Genomic DNA, 21,410 nt, shown 5'->3' on the forward strand with positions numbered 1-21,410 from the left:
GTGCGTCTTCGGACGGCGATACGCCAGCAGTATTGAGCAATCAACACTACTCTATAATGGAGAGTTTGATCCTGGCTCAGGACGAACGCTGGCGGCGTGCCTAATACATGCAAGTCGAGCGGAACCAGAGGAGCTTGCTCCTTCTGGTTTAGCGGCGGACGGGTGAGTAACACGTGGGCAACCTGCCCTGCAGATCGGGATAACTCCGGGAAACCGGTGCTAATACCGAATAGTTTGCGGCCTCTCCTGAGGCTGCACGGAAAGACGGTTTCGGCTGTCACTGCAGGATGGGCCCGCGGCGCATTAGCTAGTTGGTGGGGTAATGGCCTACCAAGGCGACGATGCGTAGCCGACCTGAGAGGGTGATCGGCCACACTGGGACTGAGACACGGCCCAGACTCCTACGGGAGGCAGCAGTAGGGAATCTTCCGCAATGGACGAAAGTCTGACGGAGCAACGCCGCGTGAGTGACGAAGGTTTTCGGATCGTAAAACTCTGTTGTGAGGGAAGAACAAGTACCAATTAACTACTGGTACCTTGACGGTACCTCACCAGAAAGCCACGGCTAACTACGTGCCAGCAGCCGCGGTAATACGTAGGTGGCAAGCGTTGTCCGGAATTATTGGGCGTAAAGCGCGCGCAGGCGGTCCTTTAAGTCTGATGTGAAAGCCCACGGCTCAACCGTGGAGGGTCATTGGAAACTGGAGGACTTGAGTGCAGAAGAGGAAAGTGGAATTCCATGTGTAGCGGTGAAATGCGTAGAGATGTGGAGGAACACCAGTGGCGAAGGCGACTTTCTGGTCTGTAACTGACGCTGAGGCGCGAAAGCGTGGGGAGCAAACAGGATTAGATACCCTGGTAGTCCACGCCGTAAACGATGAGTGCTAAGTGTTAGGGGGTTTCCGCCCCTTAGTGCTGCAGCTAACGCATTAAGCACTCCGCCTGGGGAGTACGGCCGCAAGGCTGAAACTCAAAGGAATTGACGGGGGCCCGCACAAGCGGTGGAGCATGTGGTTTAATTCGAAGCAACGCGAAGAACCTTACCAGGTCTTGACATCCCATTGCCCGGTGTAGAGATACACTTTTCCCTTCGGGGACAGTGGTGACAGGTGGTGCATGGTTGTCGTCAGCTCGTGTCGTGAGATGTTGGGTTAAGTCCCGCAACGAGCGCAACCCTTGATCTTAGTTGCCAGCATTCAGTTGGGCACTCTAAGGTGACTGCCGGTGACAAACCGGAGGAAGGTGGGGATGACGTCAAATCATCATGCCCCTTATGACCTGGGCTACACACGTGCTACAATGGACGGTACAAAGGGTTGCCAACCCGCGAGGGGGAGCCAATCCCATAAAACCGTTCTCAGTTCGGATTGTAGGCTGCAACTCGCCTGCATGAAGCCGGAATCGCTAGTAATCGTGGATCAGCATGCCACGGTGAATACGTTCCCGGGCCTTGTACACACCGCCCGTCACACCACGAGAGTTTGTAACACCCGAAGTCGGTGAGGTAACCCTTGTGGAGCCAGCCGCCGAAGGTGGGACAGATGATTGGGGTGAAGTCGTAACAAGGTAGCCGTATCGGAAGGTGCGGCTGGATCACCTCCTTTCTAAGGATAAATTCGGAACCGGGCGCCTAGCGCTCCGGGGTTGACGTTTTGCGTTCAGTTTTGAAGGTTCATCTTCAATGGCAACATTGAATCGATCTTCTATCAGTAAGACAATTATACTCAAGAGGGCCTATAGCTCAGCTGGTTAGAGCGCACGCCTGATAAGCGTGAGGTCGATGGTTCGAGTCCATTTAGGCCCACCATTCTTCTTGGGGCCTTAGCTCAGCTGGGAGAGCGCCTGCCTTGCACGCAGGAGGTCAGCGGTTCGATCCCGCTAGGCTCCACCAATCATTTTGTACGCAGAAATGATGAACTTGTTCTTTGAAAACTGGATAAAACGACATTGAAACAAATGCAAGAAATTCAAGTACGCGTGACATTTTGTCACAACTTTTTAATTAACCATTGGTTAAGTTAGAAAGGGCGCACGGTGGATGCCTTGGCACTAGGAGCCGAAGAAGGACGGCACTAACACCGATATGCTTCGGGGAGCTGTAAGTGAGCTGTGATCCGGAGATTTCCGAATGGGGGAACCCACTACTTTTAATCGAGTAGTATCCATGTGTGAATCTATAGCACATGAGAAGGCAGACCCAGGGAACTGAAACATCTAAGTACCTGGAGGAAGAGAAAGCAAATGCGATTCCCTGAGTAGCGGCGAGCGAAACGGGATCAGCCCAAACCAAGAGGCTTGCCTCTTGGGGTTGTAGGACACTCTATACGGAGTTACAAAAGGTAGGATTAGGCGAAGCGACCTGGAACGGTCCGCCGCAGTGGGTAACAGCCCCGTAGCCGAAAACCTTGCCCCTCCAGAGTGGATCCTGAGTACGGCGGAACACGTGAAATTCCGTCGGAATCTGGGAGGACCATCTCCCAAGGCTAAATACTTCCTAGTGACCGATAGTGAACCAGTACCGTGAGGGAAAGGTGAAAAGCACCCCGGAAGGGGAGTGAAATAGATCCTGAAACCGTGTGCCTACAAGTAGTCAAAGCCCGTTAATGGGTGATGGCGTGCCTTTTGTAGAATGAACCGGCGAGTTACGATTGCATGCAAGGTTAAGCTGAGAAGGCGGAGCCGCAGCGAAAGCGAGTCTGAATAGGGCGACAGAGTATGCAGTTGTAGACCCGAAACCAGGTGATCTACCCATGTCCAGGGTGAAGGTAAGGTAACACTTACTGGAGGCCCGAACCCACGCACGTTGAAAAGTGCGGGGATGAGGTGTGGGTAGCGGAGAAATTCCAATCGAACCTGGAGATAGCTGGTTCTCTCCGAAATAGCTTTAGGGCTAGCCTCAAGATCGAGAATCCTGGAGGTAGAGCACTGTTTGGACTAGGGGCCCATCCCGGGTTACCGAATTCAGACAAACTCCGAATGCCAGTGATTTATGCTTGGGAGTCAGACTGCGAGTGATAAGATCCGTAGTCAAGAGGGAAACAGCCCAGACCACCAGCTAAGGTCCCCAAATATCCGTTAAGTGGAAAAGGATGTGGCGTTGCTTAGACAACCAGGATGTTGGCTTAGAAGCAGCCATCATTTAAAGAGTGCGTAATAGCTCACTGGTCGAGTGACACTGCGCCGAAAATGTACCGGGGCTAAACGGATTACCGAAGCTGTGGATGGATCTCGTAAGAGATCCGTGGTAGGAGAGCGTTCTAAGGGCGTTGAAGTCAGACCGGAAGGACTGGTGGAGCGCTTAGAAGTGAGAATGCCGGTATGAGTAACGAAAGACGGGTGAGAATCCCGTCCACCGAATGCCTAAGGTTTCCTGAGGAAGGCTCGTCCGCTCAGGGTTAGTCGGGACCTAAGTCGAGGCCGATAGGCGTAGACGATGGACAACAGGTTGATATTCCTGTACCACCTCCCCGCCGTTTGAGCAATGGGGGGACGCAGAAGGATAAGGTGAGCGTGCCGTTGGTTGTGCACGTCCAAGCAGTGAGGCGTGGAATGAGGCAAATCCCATTCCTGATACGTTGAGCTGTGATGGCAAGAGACTGAGTCTCAGAGTCCCTGATTTCACACTGCCAAGAAAAGCCTCTAGCGAGGCGGGAGGTGCCCGTACCGCAAACCGACACAGGTAGGCGAGAAGAGAATTCTAAGGTGAGCGAGTGAACTCTCGTTAAGGAACTCGGCAAAATGACCCCGTAACTTCGGGAGAAGGGGTGCTCTGGTAGGGTGTATAGCCCGAGAGAGCCGCAGTGAATAGGCCCAGGCGACTGTTTAGCAAAAACACAGGTCTCTGCAAAACCGTAAGGTGACGTATAGGGGCTGACGCCTGCCCGGTGCTGGAAGGTTAAGAGGAGTGCTTAGCGCAAGCGAAGGTGCGAATTGAAGCCCCAGTAAACGGCGGCCGTAACTATAACGGTCCTAAGGTAGCGAAATTCCTTGTCGGGTAAGTTCCGACCCGCACGAAAGGCGTAACGATCTGGGCACTGTCTCAACGAGAGACTCGGTGAAATTATAGTACCTGTGAAGATGCAGGTTACCCGCGACAGGACGGAAAGACCCCGTGGAGCTTTACTGTAGCCTGATATTGAATTTTGGTGCAACTTGTACAGGATAGGTAGGAGCCTTAGAGCCCGGAGCGCCAGCTTCGGAGGAGGCGTCGGTGGGATACTACCCTGGTTGTATTGAAATTCTAACCCACAAGCCTGATCGGCTTGGGAGACAGTGTCAGGCGGGCAGTTTGACTGGGGCGGTCGCCTCCTAAAGAGTAACGGAGGCGCCCAAAGGTTCCCTCAGAATGGTTGGAAATCATTCGCAGAGTGTAAAGGCAGAAGGGAGCTTGACTGCGAGACGTACATGTCGAGCAGGGTCGAAAGACGGGCTTAGTGATCCGGTGGTTCCGCATGGAAGGGCCATCGCTCAACGGATAAAAGCTACCCCGGGGATAACAGGCTTATCTCCCCCAAGAGTCCACATCGACGGGGAGGTTTGGCACCTCGATGTCGGCTCATCGCATCCTGGGGCTGTAGTCGGTCCCAAGGGTTGGGCTGTTCGCCCATTAAAGCGGTACGCGAGCTGGGTTCAGAACGTCGTGAGACAGTTCGGTCCCTATCCGTCGCGGGCGCAGGAAATTTGAGAGGAGCTGTCCTTAGTACGAGAGGACCGGGATGGACACACCGCTGGTGTACCAGTTGTTCTGCCAAGGGCATCGCTGGGTAGCTATGTGTGGCCGGGATAAGTGCTGAAAGCATCTAAGCACGAAGCCCCCCTCAAGATGAGATTTCCCATTGCGCAAGCAAGTAAGATCCCTCAAAGACGATGAGGTAGATAGGTTCGAGGTGGAAGCGTGGCGACATGTGCAGCTGACGAATACTAATCGATCGAGGACTTAACCAAAACCATGTACACGAAGACTTGCCCGTTCCAATGTCGTTTATCCAGTTTTGAAAGAATAAGAAAAAAGTTTTTGAAAAAAAGCTTGAAAAAACCAGTGGTATACTGGTATAATAAATCTTGTCTTTCAAAACCAAATAGTCCAGTGATGATGGCAAAGAGGCCACACCCGTTCCCATCCCGAACACGGCAGTTAAGCTCTTTTGCGCCGATGGTAGTTGGGGGTTTCCCCCTGTGAGAGTAGGACGTCGCTGGGCAATACATATCGGAGGATTAGCTCAGCTGGGAGAGCATCTGCCTTACAAGCAGAGGGTCGGCGGTTCGATCCCGTCATCCTCCACCATTTTTTCGCCGGAGTAGCTCAGTTGGTAGAGCAACTGACTTGTAATCAGTAGGTCGAGGGTTCGACTCCTTTCTCCGGCACCACTTTCTCGAGCCATTAGCTCAGCTGGTAGAGCATCTGACTTTTAATCAGAGGGTCGAAGGTTCGAATCCTTCATGGCTCACCATTTTAATATTGATATTGCCACGCGGGTGTGGCGGAACTGGCAGACGCACTAGACTTAGGATCTAGCGCCTTCGGGCGTGGGGGTTCGACTCCCTTCACCCGCACCATTTTTGCGGAAGTAGTTCAGTGGTAGAACGCCACCTTGCCAAGGTGGAGGTCGCGAGTTCGAACCTCGTCTTCCGCTCCATAATGTTTTACAGAATCTCGACCCCTAGCCGGGGTGGCGGAACTGGCAGACGCACAGGACTTAAAATCCTGCGGTAGGTGACTACCGTACCGGTTCGATTCCGGTCCTCGGCACCATTTACAACAATAGCATAAAGCGCCCGTAGCTCAATTGGATAGAGTACTTGACTACGAATCAAGCGGTTAGAGGTTCGAGTCCTCTCGGGCGCGCCATATTTTTTTACAAACTCAGCATCTAAGTTCGGGAAGTAGCTCAGCTTGGTAGAGCACTTGGTTTGGGACCAAGGGGTCGCAGGTTCGAATCCTGTCTTCCCGACCAAACAATGGGGCCTTAGCTCAGCTGGGAGAGCGCCTGCCTTGCACGCAGGAGGTCAGCGGTTCGATCCCGCTAGGCTCCACCATAATTTTCTTGATATACTGAACCTTGAAAACTGAACAGCAAAACGTCAACAAACAGCAACGGCCGCGCAAAACGGCCCGCGCAAAACTTACTGATCAGCAGTATGCAGATCAAAGCGAATCGTGCGTCTTCGGACGGCGATACGCCAGCAGTATTGAGCAATCAACACTACTCTATAATGGAGAGTTTGATCCTGGCTCAGGACGAACGCTGGCGGCGTGCCTAATACATGCAAGTCGAGCGGAACCAGAGGAGCTTGCTCCTTCTGGTTTAGCGGCGGACGGGTGAGTAACACGTGGGCAACCTGCCCTGCAGATCGGGATAACTCCGGGAAACCGGTGCTAATACCGAATAGTTTGCGGCCTCTCCTGAGGCTGCACGGAAAGACGGTTTCGGCTGTCACTGCAGGATGGGCCCGCGGCGCATTAGCTAGTTGGTGGGGTAATGGCCTACCAAGGCGACGATGCGTAGCCGACCTGAGAGGGTGATCGGCCACACTGGGACTGAGACACGGCCCAGACTCCTACGGGAGGCAGCAGTAGGGAATCTTCCGCAATGGACGAAAGTCTGACGGAGCAACGCCGCGTGAGTGACGAAGGTTTTCGGATCGTAAAACTCTGTTGTGAGGGAAGAACAAGTACCAACTAACTACTGGTACCTTGACGGTACCTCACCAGAAAGCCACGGCTAACTACGTGCCAGCAGCCGCGGTAATACGTAGGTGGCAAGCGTTGTCCGGAATTATTGGGCGTAAAGCGCGCGCAGGCGGTCCTTTAAGTCTGATGTGAAAGCCCACGGCTCAACCGTGGAGGGTCATTGGAAACTGGAGGACTTGAGTGCAGAAGAGGAAAGTGGAATTCCATGTGTAGCGGTGAAATGCGTAGAGATGTGGAGGAACACCAGTGGCGAAGGCGACTTTCTGGTCTGTAACTGACGCTGAGGCGCGAAAGCGTGGGGAGCAAACAGGATTAGATACCCTGGTAGTCCACGCCGTAAACGATGAGTGCTAAGTGTTAGGGGGTTTCCGCCCCTTAGTGCTGCAGCTAACGCATTAAGCACTCCGCCTGGGGAGTACGGCCGCAAGGCTGAAACTCAAAGGAATTGACGGGGGCCCGCACAAGCGGTGGAGCATGTGGTTTAATTCGAAGCAACGCGAAGAACCTTACCAGGTCTTGACATCCCATTGCCCGGTGTAGAGATACACTTTTCCCTTCGGGGACAGTGGTGACAGGTGGTGCATGGTTGTCGTCAGCTCGTGTCGTGAGATGTTGGGTTAAGTCCCGCAACGAGCGCAACCCTTGATCTTAGTTGCCAGCATTTAGTTGGGCACTCTAAGGTGACTGCCGGTGACAAACCGGAGGAAGGTGGGGATGACGTCAAATCATCATGCCCCTTATGACCTGGGCTACACACGTGCTACAATGGACGGTACAAAGGGTTGCCAACCCGCGAGGGGGAGCCAATCCCATAAAACCGTTCTCAGTTCGGATTGTAGGCTGCAACTCGCCTGCATGAAGCCGGAATCGCTAGTAATCGTGGATCAGCATGCCACGGTGAATACGTTCCCGGGCCTTGTACACACCGCCCGTCACACCACGAGAGTTTGTAACACCCGAAGTCGGTGAGGTAACCCTTGTGGAGCCAGCCGCCGAAGGTGGGACAGATGATTGGGGTGAAGTCGTAACAAGGTAGCCGTATCGGAAGGTGCGGCTGGATCACCTCCTTTCTAAGGATAAATTCGGAACCGGGCGCCTAGCGCTCCGGGGTTGACGTTTTGCGTTCAGTTTTGAAGGTTCACCTTCAGGCGGCAACGCCTTTTTTTGTGACTTTCAACAACTTGTTCTTTGAAAACTGGATAAAACGACATTGAAACAAATGCAAGAAATTCAAGTACGCGTGACTTTTAGTCACAACTTTTTAATTAACCATTGGTTAAGTTAGAAAGGGCGCACGGTGGATGCCTTGGCACTAGGAGCCGAAGAAGGACGGCACTAACACCGATATGCTTCGGGGAGCTGTAAGTGAGCTGTGATCCGGAGATTTCCGAATGGGGGAACCCACTACTTTTAATCGAGTAGTATCCATGTGTGAATCTATAGCACATGAGAAGGCAGACCCAGGGAACTGAAACATCTAAGTACCTGGAGGAAGAGAAAGCAAATGCGATTCCCTGAGTAGCGGCGAGCGAAACGGGATCAGCCCAAACCAAGAGGCTTGCCTCTTGGGGTTGTAGGACACTCTATACGGAGTTACAAAAGGTAGGATTAGGCGAAGCGACCTGGAACGGTCCGCCGCAGTGGGTAACAGCCCCGTAGCCGAAAACCTTGCCCCTCCAGAGTGGATCCTGAGTACGGCGGAACACGTGAAATTCCGTCGGAATCTGGGAGGACCATCTCCCAAGGCTAAATACTTCCTAGTGACCGATAGTGAACCAGTACCGTGAGGGAAAGGTGAAAAGCACCCCGGAAGGGGAGTGAAATAGATCCTGAAACCGTGTGCCTACAAGTAGTCAAAGCCCGTTAATGGGTGATGGCGTGCCTTTTGTAGAATGAACCGGCGAGTTACGATTGCATGCAAGGTTAAGCTGAGAAGGCGGAGCCGCAGCGAAAGCGAGTCTGAATAGGGCGACAGAGTATGCAGTTGTAGACCCGAAACCAGGTGATCTACCCATGTCCAGGGTGAAGGTAAGGTAACACTTACTGGAGGCCCGAACCCACGCACGTTGAAAAGTGCGGGGATGAGGTGTGGGTAGCGGAGAAATTCCAATCGAACCTGGAGATAGCTGGTTCTCTCCGAAATAGCTTTAGGGCTAGCCTCAAGATTGAGAATCCTGGAGGTAGAGCACTGTTTGGACTAGGGGCCCATCCCGGGTTACCGAATTCAGACAAACTCCGAATGCCAGTGATTTATGCTTGGGAGTCAGACTGCGAGTGATAAGATCCGTAGTCAAGAGGGAAACAGCCCAGACCACCAGCTAAGGTCCCCAAATATCCGTTAAGTGGAAAAGGATGTGGCGTTGCTTAGACAACCAGGATGTTGGCTTAGAAGCAGCCATCATTTAAAGAGTGCGTAATAGCTCACTGGTCGAGTGACACTGCGCCGAAAATGTACCGGGGCTAAACGGATTACCGAAGCTGTGGATGGATCTCGTAAGAGATCCGTGGTAGGAGAGCGTTCTAAGGGCGTTGAAGTCAGACCGGAAGGACTGGTGGAGCGCTTAGAAGTGAGAATGCCGGTATGAGTAACGAAAGACGGGTGAGAATCCCGTCCACCGAATGCCTAAGGTTTCCTGAGGAAGGCTCGTCCGCTCAGGGTTAGTCGGGACCTAAGTCGAGGCCGATAGGCGTAGACGATGGACAACAGGTTGATATTCCTGTACCACCTCCCCGCCGTTTGAGCAATGGGGGGACGCAGAAGGATAAGGTGAGCGTGCCGTTGGTTGTGCACGTCCAAGCAGTGAGGCGTGGAATGAGGCAAATCCCATTCCTGATACGTTGAGCTGTGATGGCAAGAGACTGAGTCTCAGAGTCCCTGATTTCACACTGCCAAGAAAAGCCTCTAGCGAGGCGGGAGGTGCCCGTACCGCAAACCGACACAGGTAGGCGAGAAGAGAATTCTAAGGTGAGCGAGTGAACTCTCGTTAAGGAACTCGGCAAAATGACCCCGTAACTTCGGGAGAAGGGGTGCTCTGGTAGGGTGTATAGCCCGAGAGAGCCGCAGTGAATAGGCCCAGGCGACTGTTTAGCAAAAACACAGGTCTCTGCAAAACCGTAAGGTGACGTATAGGGGCTGACGCCTGCCCGGTGCTGGAAGGTTAAGAGGAGTGCTTAGCGCAAGCGAAGGTGCGAATTGAAGCCCCAGTAAACGGCGGCCGTAACTATAACGGTCCTAAGGTAGCGAAATTCCTTGTCGGGTAAGTTCCGACCCGCACGAAAGGCGTAACGATCTGGGCACTGTCTCAACGAGAGACTCGGTGAAATTATAGTACCTGTGAAGATGCAGGTTACCCGCGACAGGACGGAAAGACCCCGTGGAGCTTTACTGTAGCCTGATATTGAATTTTGGTGCAACTTGTACAGGATAGGTAGGAGCCTTAGAGCCCGGAGCGCCAGCTTCGGAGGAGGCGTCGGTGGGATACTACCCTGGTTGTATTGAAATTCTAACCCACAAGCCTGATCGGCTTGGGAGACAGTGTCAGGCGGGCAGTTTGACTGGGGCGGTCGCCTCCTAAAGAGTAACGGAGGCGCCCAAAGGTTCCCTCAGAATGGTTGGAAATCATTCGCAGAGTGTAAAGGCAGAAGGGAGCTTGACTGCGAGACGTACATGTCGAGCAGGGTCGAAAGACGGGCTTAGTGATCCGGTGGTTCCGCATGGAAGGGCCATCGCTCAACGGATAAAAGCTACCCCGGGGATAACAGGCTTATCTCCCCCAAGAGTCCACATCGACGGGGAGGTTTGGCACCTCGATGTCGGCTCATCGCATCCTGGGGCTGTAGTCGGTCCCAAGGGTTGGGCTGTTCGCCCATTAAAGCGGTACGCGAGCTGGGTTCAGAACGTCGTGAGACAGTTCGGTCCCTATCCGTCGCGGGCGCAGGAAATTTGAGAGGAGCTGTCCTTAGTACGAGAGGACCGGGATGGACACACCGCTGGTGTACCAGTTGTTCTGCCAAGGGCATCGCTGGGTAGCTATGTGTGGCCGGGATAAGTGCTGAAAGCATCTAAGCACGAAGCCCCCCTCAAGATGAGATTTCCCATTGCGCAAGCAAGTAAGATCCCTCAAAGACGATGAGGTAGATAGGTTCGAGGTGGAAGCGTGGCGACATGTGCAGCTGACGAATACTAATCGATCGAGGACTTAACCAAAACCATGTATGCGAAGACTTGCCCGTTCCAATGTCGTTTATCCAGTTTTGAGTGAACAAGCACTCAACCAAATAGTCCAGTGATGATGGCAAAGAGGCCACACCCGTTCCCATCCCGAACACGGCAGTTAAGCTCTTTTGCGCTGATGGTAGTTGGGGGTTTCCCCCTGTGAGAGTAAGACGTCGCTGGGCCATAAAAAGAAAGTCGTTACCGATTCCGGTAACGGCTTTTTTGTATGAAAATAAATACAAGGTACATTATGAATTGCTTATAAGATAGCAGTTATAGTGAATAAAACAGGAACAAAAATTTAAAATGAAATTAATATAACTGAAGCCTTTATTGAAGTAACTGAAAGGCTTTTTTGTTTGATTATCAATTTCGATACTTACTATTTGATAAGTGTAAAAAACTTGTTGTATAATTAAGTCAAATATAGTCAAAGTCAACTTTTTCATATTATGTATCGAAGAGGTGAAAGCGATGCGGAACATTTCGGATGTAATTGAAGGTTATTTGAGGCAAGTTATCGAATTAAGCGAGAGAGACCATATTGAAATTAAGCGCAGTGAAGTGGCAGAAAAATTTCAATGTGTTCCATCTCAAATAAATTATGTTATAAATACTCGGTTTACTGTTGATCGGGGATACTTGGTAGAAAGTAAGCGTGGTGGCGGAGGGTATATTCGCATTAAAAGAATTCGGCTCCATCAAAAATCAGATGTTATAGCAGAAGTTATTGAGCGATTGGAACATGGAGCTACGCAGATAATGGCAGAAGATATCGTTTTTAGACTACTTGATGAAGAAATTATTTCCAAGCGAGAAGCTAAACTAATTCTTAGTGCCATCGATCGGGGTACTTTGCTTCTCCCTCTTCCAACACGTGATGAAATTAGAGCACGTATTCTTATAGCGATGCTCTTCACAATTAAATATCAAACAAACACATAAAGAGGTGAAAAGATGATTTGCGATCAATGCGGAGAGCGTTCTGCATCAGTTATAGTTAAACAACAGCAACAAGGACAGATGGTTGAACGGAATTTATGTCATATCTGTGCTGCTGAAAACCATAGTATTAATATTGCTTTTGAACAAGATCCATTAGCTATTCATCAGTTATTATCAAATTGGTTCCCTAATGCGCAAGCATCCATTAACCCAGTCAGAAAGGAAATAGCAACTTGTCCTTCCTGTGGCTTCACTTTCTCTAAATTTTTACGTATCGGGAAGTTCGGATGTGCTTCTTGTTATGATGCGTTTTCCCCGCAGCTTAATGAGATCTTTAAACGCTTCCATAATGGGAATATAGAACATACCGGTAAAATTCCAGCTTCTTACGGCACAACTTTAAAAATAAAAAAAGAAATTGAAGAACTTCGAAAACAAATGCAAATATCCATTCAAGGTGAGCATTTTGAAGAAGCTGCTAGATTAAGAGATGAAGTAAAAGTTCTAAGTGCAAAGCTTGAAGGGGGTATCCAGGATGGCAGTTGAGCGTTTTCTTCAACCCCATGCAAGTAGCTGGATGGCTAACGATGGTAAAAATGTAGATATTGCAATGAGTACGAGAGTTAGGTTGGCCAGAAATTTAAACAATTTTAAATTCCCATATGCTTTTACAGAAGATGAAGCACTCAAAGTGGACAAAGAAATCTCGTCTGTATTATTAGATAAAGGAAATGAATTAGACTATACTTTTAGCCATATCAGTATTGAAGAGCTAGCTGAGTTGCAAAAAGAGATACTGGTAGAAAAACATTTAATTAGTCCTTATCTTATAAATAGTCATCACTCAGGTTCTGTTTTGTTGTCTGATAACGAAGAGCTGAGTATTATGGTGAATGAAGAAGATCATTTGCGAATTCAAAGTCTTCAGTCAGGGTTTCAACTTCAGCAAGCATATAAAATAGCAAATGAGCTAGATTCTCTTTTGGAAAAAAATTTATCTTATGCTTTCCATGAAAAACATGGATACTTAACTAGTTGTCCAACAAATGTAGGTACTGGGATGCGGGCATCCGTTATGCTTCATTTGCCTGCTTTAACTATGTCTCATCAAATCCAACGAATCATTCCCGCTATTTCAAGACTTGGAATGGTAGTTCGAGGCATTTATGGTGAGGGTAGTGAAGCTTTAGGAAATGTTTATCAAATATCTAACCAATTGACTCTTGGAAAATCAGAATACGAAATTCTTCAAGACCTAGAAAACATGACAGAGCAAATTATCCAACAAGAACGCAAAGCGCGTGAAGCAATTGCATTAAATTCCCCAGTGGTATTAGAAGATCGGATATATCGTTCACTTGGCGTTCTTACCCATTCGAGACTGCTGACGACAGAAGAAGCTGCGACGTGTCTGTCAGATGTTCGTTTGGGTATAGATTTAAAAATGATTCAAGATGTAGATATGTCGATTTTGAATGAGTTAATGATTTTTATGCAGCCGGCATTTTTACAGCAATATGCAGACAAGCCACTGCAACCGAAAGAACGCGATTTTGCTCGGGCGAAGTTGTTCCGAGAGAGGTTGAATAAAAACGGTATAAATAGTGAAGGAGAGGATCTTGCATGATGTTTAATCGATTTACACAACGCGCACAAAAAGTTCTTCAGTTAGCTCAAGAAGAGGCAATTCGCATGAAACATGAATCAATCGGTACAGAGCACATTCTTCTCGGTTTGATTCGTGAAGGTGGGGGGATTGCTGCTAAAGCTCTTGAAGCGATTGAAGTGAATACACAGTTGATCGAAGAAGGTGTTAAAGAATTGGTTGGAGTCGGCGAAAAAGAAGTCGGTCCAATTGTGCATTACACACCGAGAGCCAAAAAAGTTATTGAATTGTCAGTTGATGAGTCCCGTAAATTGGGTCACTCTTATATAGGAACAGAACATTTACTATTAGCGCTTATTCGTGAAGGAGAAGGCGTTGCAGCTCGTGTGTTAGGAAATGCCGGTGTTAGCTTGAATAAAGCGCGCCAGCAAGTATTACAGCTTCTAGGCAGCAATGAGCAGACGTCAACAGGGACGAGCCCGAATGCATCGGCGAATACACCAACATTAGATGGATTAGCTCGTGATTTGACACAAGTCGCTCGTGAAGGCGGGTTGGATCCTGTAATTGGCAGAAGCGATGAAATTACACGTGTGATTGAAGTGTTGAGTCGTAGAACAAAAAATAACCCAGTTTTAATTGGTGAACCTGGTGTTGGTAAAACAGCGATTGCTGAAGGATTGGCTCAACAAATCGTTAACAATGAAATTCCTGAAACATTGCGTGACAAACGCGTTATGGTTTTGGATATGGGTACTGTAGTTGCAGGAACAAAATACCGCGGGGAATTTGAAGATCGCTTGAAAAAAGTGATGGATGAAATTCGTCAAGCAGGTAACGTTATTCTTTTTATCGATGAGCTTCATACATTAATTGGTGCTGGCGGTGCAGAAGGGGCGATTGATGCGTCTAATATTTTGAAACCTTCACTCTCACGTGGAGAACTTCAATGTATCGGTGCTACAACGTTAGATGAGTACCGTAAGTATATTGAAAAAGATGCAGCTCTTGAGCGTCGTTTCCAACCAATTCAAGTAGATGAGCCTTCAGTTGAAGAATCGATTCAAATTATTCGTGGCTTGCGCGATCGTTATGAGGCGCATCACCGTGTGAAAATTACGGATGAAGCAATTGAAGCAGCGGCTAAAATGTCAGACCGCTATATTTCGGATCGATTCTTACCAGATAAAGCAATTGATTTGATCGATGAGGCCGGATCGAAAGTAAGACTTCGTTCTTATACAACTCCACCAGATTTAAAAGAGTTGGAATCTCGTTTAGAAGCGGCACGTTCTGAGAAAAATGAAGCTGTTCAAAGCCAAGAGTTTGAAAAAGCGGCTTCGCTTCGTGATGCTGAACAAAAACTGCAAAACCAATTAGATAAAACGAAGAAAGAATGGAAAGAAAAACAAGGCAAAGAAGAGTCTGAAGTGACAGTAGAAGATATTGCGAAAGTCGTTTCTATGTGGACGGGTATTCCAGTTTCGAAACTGGCACAAACAGAATCAGATAAATTGTTGAACTTGGAGTCTATCTTGCATAACCGTGTTATTGGGCAAAATGAAGCAGTAACTTCAATTTCTAAAGCTATTCGACGTGCGCGTGCAGGGTTGAAAGATCCAAAACGTCCAATTGGATCGTTTATTTTCCTTGGTCCAACAGGTGTTGGTAAAACTGAATTAGCACGTGCCTTAGCAGAGTCTATGTTTGGCGATGAAGAAGCGATGATTCGCATCGACATGTCCGAGTATATGGAAAGACATTCAACTTCGCGTTTGGTTGGGTCACCTCCAGGTTATGTTGGATATGAAGAAGGCGGACAGTTAACAGAAAAAGTTCGTAGAAAACCTTATTCTGTAGTACTTCTTGATGAAATTGAGAAAGCTCACCCGGATGTTTTCAACATTCTGTTGCAAGTTCTTGAAGATGGTCGTTTAACGGATTCAAAAGGTCGCAGAGTCGATTTCCGTAATACGGTTATTATCATGACTTCAAACGTAGGGGCAGAAGAGTTGAAATACAATAAATATGTTGGCTTTAATTTGGAAGATGCAAAAACGGATTACAAAGATATGAAAGGGAAAATGCTTGCTGAATTGAAAAAAGCATTCCGCCCAGAATTCTTGAACCGTGTAGATGATATGATTGTCTTCCATTCTCTTGAAAAAGATAACTTAAGAGAAATTGTGAACTTGATGACAAAACAATTGGTAGATCGCCTGAAAGAGCAGGATATCGAATTGGAATTAACAGATGCAGCGCTTGAAAAAGTAGCAAACGAAGGATATGATCCAGAATACGGGGCGCGTCCATTGCGTCGTTCACTTCAAAAACATGTAGAAGATCGCTTGTCAGAAGAGTTATTGAAAGGTACGGCTCTATCAGGACAAAAAATGATCTTTGATGTTGAAGGCGATGAATTTATCGTTCGAACAAGTAAGCCAGAAAAAGCAAAAGAAATAGCAATAGAAAAAAAATAAGAACATTCCGCTCTCCGGAGTTACTTTCCGGCGAGCGGTTTTTCTATTTAAGGAGGTACGCATGGCTAAGAAAAAGACGAAATTTATTTGTCAGTCGTGTGGCTATGAATCAGCCAGGTGGATGGGGAAATGTCCAGGATGCGCATCATGGAATACGATGACAGAAGAAGTAGAAGTCCAAGCTCCTAAAGGCACACGCGGTTCTTTTCAACATAGTGCATCTGTTCCGCAAAAAGCGACGCCTATCAATGCGATTGAAACACAAGACGAACCACGAGTAGAAACGGAACTAAGCGAACTAAACCGTGTACTTGGTGGAGGCATTGTGCCAGGGTCATTAGTGCTTATTGGTGGGGACCCGGGTATCGGAAAATCAACTTTGTTATTGCAAGTATCAGCGATGCTTGCAAACGGTGGAAACCGGGTATTATATATTTCCGGAGAAGAATCAATTCGCCAAACTAAATTGCGTGCAGAACGTTTAGATGCAACTTCTTCAGAGTTGTTCATTTATGCTGAAACAAACCTTGAATTGATTCACCATACCATTGAAGATGTAGCACCTGATTTTGTTATCGTTGATTCAATTCAGACCGTTCATCACCCTGAAGTCACGTCTGCACCAGGTAGTGTGACCCAAGTAAGAGAAAGTACGGCAGAATTGATGCGAATCGCTAAAACAAAAAACATTGCGATTTTCCTTGTTGGGCATGTAACCAAAGAAGGTCAAATTGCAGGACCACGTATTTTGGAGCATATGGTAGATACGGTATTGTATTTTGAAGGCGAACGCCATCACACGTACCGCATTTTACGTAGTGTTAAAAATCGTTTTGGTTCTACGAATGAAATCGCGATTTTTGAAATGCTTCAAAGTGGATTAAAAGAAGTACTGAATCCATCAGAGTTATTTTTACAAGAGCGTTCGAGTGGTTCGGCTGGTTCAACCGTTGTCGCTTCAATGGAAGGAACAAGGCCCATCTTGGTGGAAATCCAAGCATTAGTCACGCCTTCCAGCTTTAATTACCCGAAGCGGATGGCGACGGGAATTGATGTCAATCGGGTCACCTTATTGATGGCGGTGCTTGAAAAGCGTGTAGGTATGCTTTTGCAAGCTCAAGACGCGTATATTAAAGTTGCAGGAGGTGTAAAACTCGACGAACCAGCGATTGATTTGGCTGTGTTAGCAAGTATTGTATCGAGTTTCCGTGATAAAGCACCAAATGTGTATGATTGTATAATCGGCGAAGTCGGGTTGACCGGTGAAGTGAGACGTGTATCACGTATTGAGCAACGCGTTCAAGAGGCAGCAAAACTAGGATTTAAGCGTGCCATTATTCCAGCGTCTAATTTAGGTGGCTGGGATTATCCGGAAGGAATTCGCGTAGTGGGTGTAGAAAGTGTTAACGATGCATTAAAAGAGATTTTTCCACAGTAAGGAGGCAATGTTGCCTCCTTTTATTTCTAGGCATATGTCTTTGGAGCGTTCTTGTTTTATAATGTGTATAATTAAAAAAGGAGGTGGAGCTCGTGTTAAGACCTATTATTCAAATAATGTTTTTACTTATTGGTGCGACGATCGGAATTTTATTATTACCATCAGCATTTGAACTTATTCCCCTTCTCGACAATCCGTGGATCAGTAATCCTTATGTAGCAGCAATTGTTGGTGCTCTTATCTTTTTCATCTTATCTTTATTATTTGTCGATTCATTGATTCATTTTATGAAATGGATGGAAGAGAAGTTGTTGCGCGCCCCAACCCCGGACCTTTTATTTGGAACGGTCGGGATGGTTATTGGACTTGTGGTGGCGTTTTTAGTTGGATTTGCGTTAAGCACGGTTGATATTCCACTTGTGGCGACAGTAGCACCGTTAGTACTTTCAGTAGTACTTGGTTATTTAGGGTTTCAAGTTGGGTTTCAAAAGCGTGAGGAAATGGTAACAATGTTAACACCCGCTAAATTCGTCCCAGTAAGAAAGCCGGAAATAGAAGAACCGATTGAAAAAACATCTTATAAGTTGCTCGATACGAGTGTCATTATCGATGGACGAATTGCAGACATTTCTGCAACTGGCTTTATGGAAGGTACATTTGTCGTACCGCAATTTGTTTTGTCCGAACTGCAACACATCGCCGATTCATCAGATACGTTGAAACGAACTCGCGGTAGGCGAGGGTTGGATATTTTAAAGCGTCTCCAAAGCGAGCGTGTAGATGCTATTATGATTACAGAAGAAAGTTTCGATGAAGTCAGCGAAGTCGATTTGAAACTAATGCGCGCTGCGAAAAAAATGGGCGGCAAAGTGGTTACTAACGACTTTAACCTCAATAAAGTGTGTGAACTGCACAATGTTCCGGTATTGAATATTAATGATTTAGCGAATGCTGTAAAACCTGTGGTCATTCCAGGAGAAGATATGCATGTCGTAGTCATTAAAGACGGCAAAGAGCAAAATCAAGGTGTCGCTTATTTAGACGATGGGACGATGATTGTCATTGAAGGCGGTAAAGGGTTTATTGGTCAAGCGATCAACGTTACCGTTACGAGTGTGCTGCAAACTTCTGCAGGCCGAATGATTTTTGCGAAACCGCGTGAAAGCAAATAACGTGCAACATATGGATAAAGGATGTTTTTTATGAATTATACAGTCGTCTTGCCTGCTGCTGGCAGTGGGAAACGAATGAAAGCTGATAAAAATAAATTATTACTCGAACTTTTCGGTAAGCCTATTTTTCTATATACATTAGAAGTTTTTCAACAAGATTCAAACTGTGATGCGATTTGGTTGGCGGTAAAAGAGCAAGAGCGGGAACTAATTGAAAACTATGTAAAACGCTATAACTTAACAAAAGTACAAGGTTACGCTACAGGGGGAACGGAACGGCAAGATAGTGTGAGAGCTTGCCTCGAAGCGATTCCACCTTGTGGCGTTGTTTTGGTTCATGATGCAGCAAGGCCATTTATCGACAAAGAAGTCATTGCGAATTTAGTGGAAACAGCTCACACGTCTGGTGCAGCAATAGCCGCTGTTCCGGTAAAAGATACCATTAAAAAAGCAGAAAATGGCATTATTTCAGAAACAGTAGACCGCAATCAATTATGGATGATTCAAACGCCACAAGCATTTCGTTATTCATTAATGTTAGAAGCAGCTCAAAAAGCTCACAACGATGGCTTTATGGGAACAGATGAAGCGATGCTTGTTGAACGGTTAAATTACCCTGTCGCGATTGTTGAGAGTACATACGAAAATATAAAAATGACGACGCCAGATGATTTGATTTATGGAAGAGCCATTCTGGAAAGTCGCTTACAGGAGGAACAGAAATGATTCGAATTGGGCAAGGTTATGATGTGCATCAATTAGCAGAAGGACGCCCGTTTATTTTAGGTGGCGTTGAAATCGAACACGACCGAGGACTTCTTGGTCATTCAGATGCAGACGTATTATTGCATACCATCACAGATGCGGCACTTGGCGCAATTGGTGGAGGCGATATAGGCAAGCATTTCCCAGACACAGATCCGGAATTTAAAAACGCAGACTCTCGTAAATTACTAACGCATATTTGGCAATACGTGAAAGAACAAGGCTATGAGCTTGGCAATGTGGATTGCACTGTAATTGCGCAAAAACCGAAATTGGCACCTTATATTGAACAAATGCGCGAATCGATTGCTAACTTACTTGAAGCAGATATTTCGCAAGTTAGTGTCAAAGCTACAACTTCAGAACACCTCGGATTTGTTGGGCGTGAAGAAGGAATTGCTGCGCTTGCAGTGATCCTACTAACAAAACACCCAGTTTCTCTTGATGTGCCAGAGTGATAGAATAGTAAAAGGATAAACGATATTTTAGGAGGAAATAAAATGACACAAGAAGTTCGCGTACGTTACGCACCAAGCCCGACAGGCCATTTGCATATCGGGGGCGCTCGTACAGCTTTATTTAATTATTTATTTGCACGTCATAACAACGGGAAATTCATTGTTCGCATTGAAGATACAGATACGGCTCGTAATATCGAAACAGGGATTATGTCTCAGTTGGATAACTTAAAATGGTTAGGCATTGAACACGACGAGTCTATTGATGTTGGCGGAGAATACGGTCCTTATCGTCAAATGGAACGTTTGGATACGTACAAAAAGCATTCAGATCAAATGCTCGAAAAAGGATTGGCTTTTAAATGTTTCTGTACTCCTGAAGAGTTGGAAGTAGAACGCGATGCACAAAAAGCAGCGGGTATTGCAGCTCCTCAATACAGCGGAACTTGCCGTAACTTAACGGCGGCAGAAGTGGCTGAAAGAGAAGAGTCGGGTAAGACGTATAGTATTCGTGCAAAAGTTCCTACAAACGTAACTTATGAATTTAACGATTTAGTACGCGGTCCGATTTCATTTGAATCAAAAGATATTGGCGACTGGGTAATGGTTAAAACGACAGGGATTCCGACGTATAACTTTGCTGTTGTTATTGATGATTATTTGATGAAGATTTCTCATGTTTTCCGCGGAGAAGAGCATTTGTCGAACACACCAAGACAAATGATGATCTACGATGCATTTGGTTGGGATTACCCGAGCTATGGTCACATGACGTTAATCATTAACGAAGATCGTAAGAAATTATCGAAACGCGATGAGTCGATCTTACAGTTTATTTCACAATATAAAGAATTAGGCTATATTCCGGAAGCGTTATTTAACTTCTTTGCACTTCTAGGCTGGTCTCCAGAAGGAGAAGAAGAAATTTTCTCGAAAGAAGAATTTATTCGCATTTTCGATGTAGAACGTTTGTCTAAATCGCCATCGATGTTCGACAAGCAAAAGTTAATGTGGATGAACAACCAATACATTAAACAACTGCCGCTTGAAGAAGTTGTGAAATTAGCACTTCCGCATTTGCAAAAAGCAGGGAAATTGCCAGAAGAAATGACACCAGAACAAACAGAATGGGCAAACAAGCTTGTTGCTTTGTATCACGATCAAATGAGCTATGGTGCTGAAATTACTGAGCTATCAGAACAATTTTTCACTGACGATTTAACATATGGCGAAGCTGAAAAAGAAGTGTTAGCTGGAGAACAAGTGCCTGAAGTGATGGCCGCATTTAAAGAGCAATTGGCTAGCTTAGAAAATTTTGAACCCGCTGAAATTAAAGCGGCAATCAAAGCGGTTCAAAAAGCAACAGGTCATAAAGGCAAAAACTTGTTTATGCCAATTCGTGTGGTTATTACTGGCCAAATGCACGGTCCTGAACTACCAGATGCGATTTCTTTATTAGGAAAAGACAAAGCAATTGCACGCGTAGCACAATACGCAAGTGCGTAACGTTGACTTATTCGGCTGACGGTGTAAAATGAATTTACTATCATTAAAACGATGACGAGAAGAAGTACATGCAGCAAGCTCTTTAGAGAAGATCCTCACCGGCTGAAAAGGATCTGTGCCACTGCTGCATGGA

General features: G+C 46.9%; 9 protein-coding genes, 11 tRNA genes, 6 rRNA genes and 1 other annotated feature (1 of these 27 only partly in view). All 26 genes read left to right on the top strand.

Annotation, left to right across the window (positions count from 1 at the left end):
• Positions 1-53: 53 nt before the first annotated feature.
• The 26 genes from BCM40_RS00480 to gltX all read left to right on the top strand — a co-directional run bounded on the left by BCM40_RS00480 (position 54) and on the right by gltX (position 21,277).
• A 16S ribosomal RNA gene (locus BCM40_RS00480) occupies positions 54-1,604 on the top strand.
• A 126-nt stretch (positions 1,605-1,730) separates the two neighbouring features.
• Positions 1,731-1,807, top strand: a tRNA-Ile gene (locus tag BCM40_RS00485).
• 8 nt (positions 1,808-1,815) lie between these two features.
• Positions 1,816-1,891, top strand: a tRNA-Ala gene (locus BCM40_RS00490).
• 120 nt (positions 1,892-2,011) lie between these two features.
• A 23S ribosomal RNA gene (locus BCM40_RS00495) occupies positions 2,012-4,944 on the top strand.
• Between the two features lie 138 nt (positions 4,945-5,082).
• Positions 5,083-5,198: ribosomal RNA gene (gene rrf / locus BCM40_RS00500) — 5S ribosomal RNA — on the top strand.
• A 10-nt stretch (positions 5,199-5,208) separates the two neighbouring features.
• Positions 5,209-5,284: transfer RNA gene (locus BCM40_RS00505), tRNA-Val, on the top strand.
• Between the two features lie 7 nt (positions 5,285-5,291).
• Positions 5,292-5,367 (top strand) — tRNA-Thr (locus BCM40_RS00510).
• A gap of 7 nt (positions 5,368-5,374) precedes the next feature.
• Positions 5,375-5,450 (top strand) — tRNA-Lys (locus BCM40_RS00515).
• 21 nt (positions 5,451-5,471) lie between these two features.
• Positions 5,472-5,556: transfer RNA gene (locus BCM40_RS00520), tRNA-Leu, on the top strand.
• Positions 5,557-5,561: 5 nt separating this feature from the next.
• Positions 5,562-5,636: transfer RNA gene (locus BCM40_RS00525), tRNA-Gly, on the top strand.
• A gap of 27 nt (positions 5,637-5,663) precedes the next feature.
• Positions 5,664-5,752, top strand: a tRNA-Leu gene (locus BCM40_RS00530).
• 19 nt (positions 5,753-5,771) lie between these two features.
• Positions 5,772-5,848, top strand: a tRNA-Arg gene (locus BCM40_RS00535).
• 29 nt (positions 5,849-5,877) lie between these two features.
• Positions 5,878-5,954: transfer RNA gene (locus tag BCM40_RS00540), tRNA-Pro, on the top strand.
• Positions 5,955-5,960: 6 nt separating this feature from the next.
• Positions 5,961-6,036 (top strand) — tRNA-Ala (locus BCM40_RS00545).
• A 174-nt stretch (positions 6,037-6,210) separates the two neighbouring features.
• Positions 6,211-7,761, top strand: a 16S ribosomal RNA gene (locus BCM40_RS00550).
• A 204-nt stretch (positions 7,762-7,965) separates the two neighbouring features.
• Positions 7,966-10,898 (top strand): 23S ribosomal RNA (locus tag BCM40_RS00555).
• A 75-nt stretch (positions 10,899-10,973) separates the two neighbouring features.
• Positions 10,974-11,089 (top strand): 5S ribosomal RNA (gene rrf / locus BCM40_RS00560).
• The 16S, 23S and 5S rRNA genes sit together here with 11 tRNA genes alongside, the layout of an rRNA operon.
• 292 nt (positions 11,090-11,381) lie before the next feature.
• On the top strand, positions 11,382-11,852 hold the full coding sequence (locus BCM40_RS00565) for a CtsR family transcriptional regulator (RefSeq protein WP_008432439.1): 471 nt from the start codon (positions 11,382-11,384) through the stop codon (positions 11,850-11,852).
• 12 nt (positions 11,853-11,864) lie between these two features.
• Positions 11,865-12,398, top strand: coding sequence for a UvrB/UvrC motif-containing protein (locus BCM40_RS00570; protein WP_065527589.1), 534 nt, complete (start codon positions 11,865-11,867; stop codon positions 12,396-12,398).
• Positions 12,388-13,479 carry a protein-arginine kinase McsB gene (locus BCM40_RS00575; RefSeq protein ID WP_065527588.1) on the top strand — a complete coding sequence of 364 codons (1,092 nt, stop codon included), beginning with the start codon at positions 12,388-12,390 and terminating at the stop codon, positions 13,477-13,479. The genes BCM40_RS00570 and BCM40_RS00575 overlap by 11 nt, the downstream gene beginning before the upstream one ends.
• Positions 13,476-15,938 carry an ATP-dependent Clp protease ATP-binding subunit gene (locus BCM40_RS00580; RefSeq protein ID WP_065527587.1) on the top strand — a complete coding sequence of 821 codons (2,463 nt, stop codon included), beginning with the start codon at positions 13,476-13,478 and terminating at the stop codon, positions 15,936-15,938. The genes BCM40_RS00575 and BCM40_RS00580 overlap by 4 nt, the downstream gene beginning before the upstream one ends.
• 61 nt (positions 15,939-15,999) lie before the next feature.
• A complete protein-coding gene (gene radA, locus BCM40_RS00585) occupies positions 16,000-17,376 on the top strand; it encodes a DNA repair protein RadA (protein ID WP_065527586.1) in 1,377 nt (458 codons plus the stop codon).
• 92 nt (positions 17,377-17,468) lie between these two features.
• Complete coding sequence (locus tag BCM40_RS00590) at positions 17,469-18,548, top strand: PIN/TRAM domain-containing protein (protein ID WP_065527585.1); 1,080 nt, start codon at positions 17,469-17,471, stop codon at positions 18,546-18,548.
• Between the two features lie 30 nt (positions 18,549-18,578).
• Positions 18,579-19,274, top strand: coding sequence for a 2-C-methyl-D-erythritol 4-phosphate cytidylyltransferase (gene ispD / locus BCM40_RS00595; protein WP_065527584.1), 696 nt, complete (start codon positions 18,579-18,581; stop codon positions 19,272-19,274).
• Positions 19,271-19,771, top strand: coding sequence for a 2-C-methyl-D-erythritol 2,4-cyclodiphosphate synthase (ispF, locus tag BCM40_RS00600; RefSeq protein WP_008432451.1), 501 nt, complete (start codon positions 19,271-19,273; stop codon positions 19,769-19,771). Before ispD ends, ispF begins: the two co-directional genes overlap by 4 nt.
• Before the next feature lie 42 nt (positions 19,772-19,813).
• Complete coding sequence (gltX, locus tag BCM40_RS00605) at positions 19,814-21,277, top strand: glutamate--tRNA ligase (protein WP_065527583.1); 1,464 nt, start codon at positions 19,814-19,816, stop codon at positions 21,275-21,277.
• A 42-nt stretch (positions 21,278-21,319) separates the two neighbouring features.
• Positions 21,320-21,410, top strand: a binding site (T-box leader) (it continues 127 nt past the right edge of the window).

The organism is Planococcus donghaensis, assembly GCF_001687665.2.
GTDB classification, from domain to species: Bacteria; Bacillota; Bacilli; order Bacillales_A; family Planococcaceae; genus Planococcus; species Planococcus donghaensis.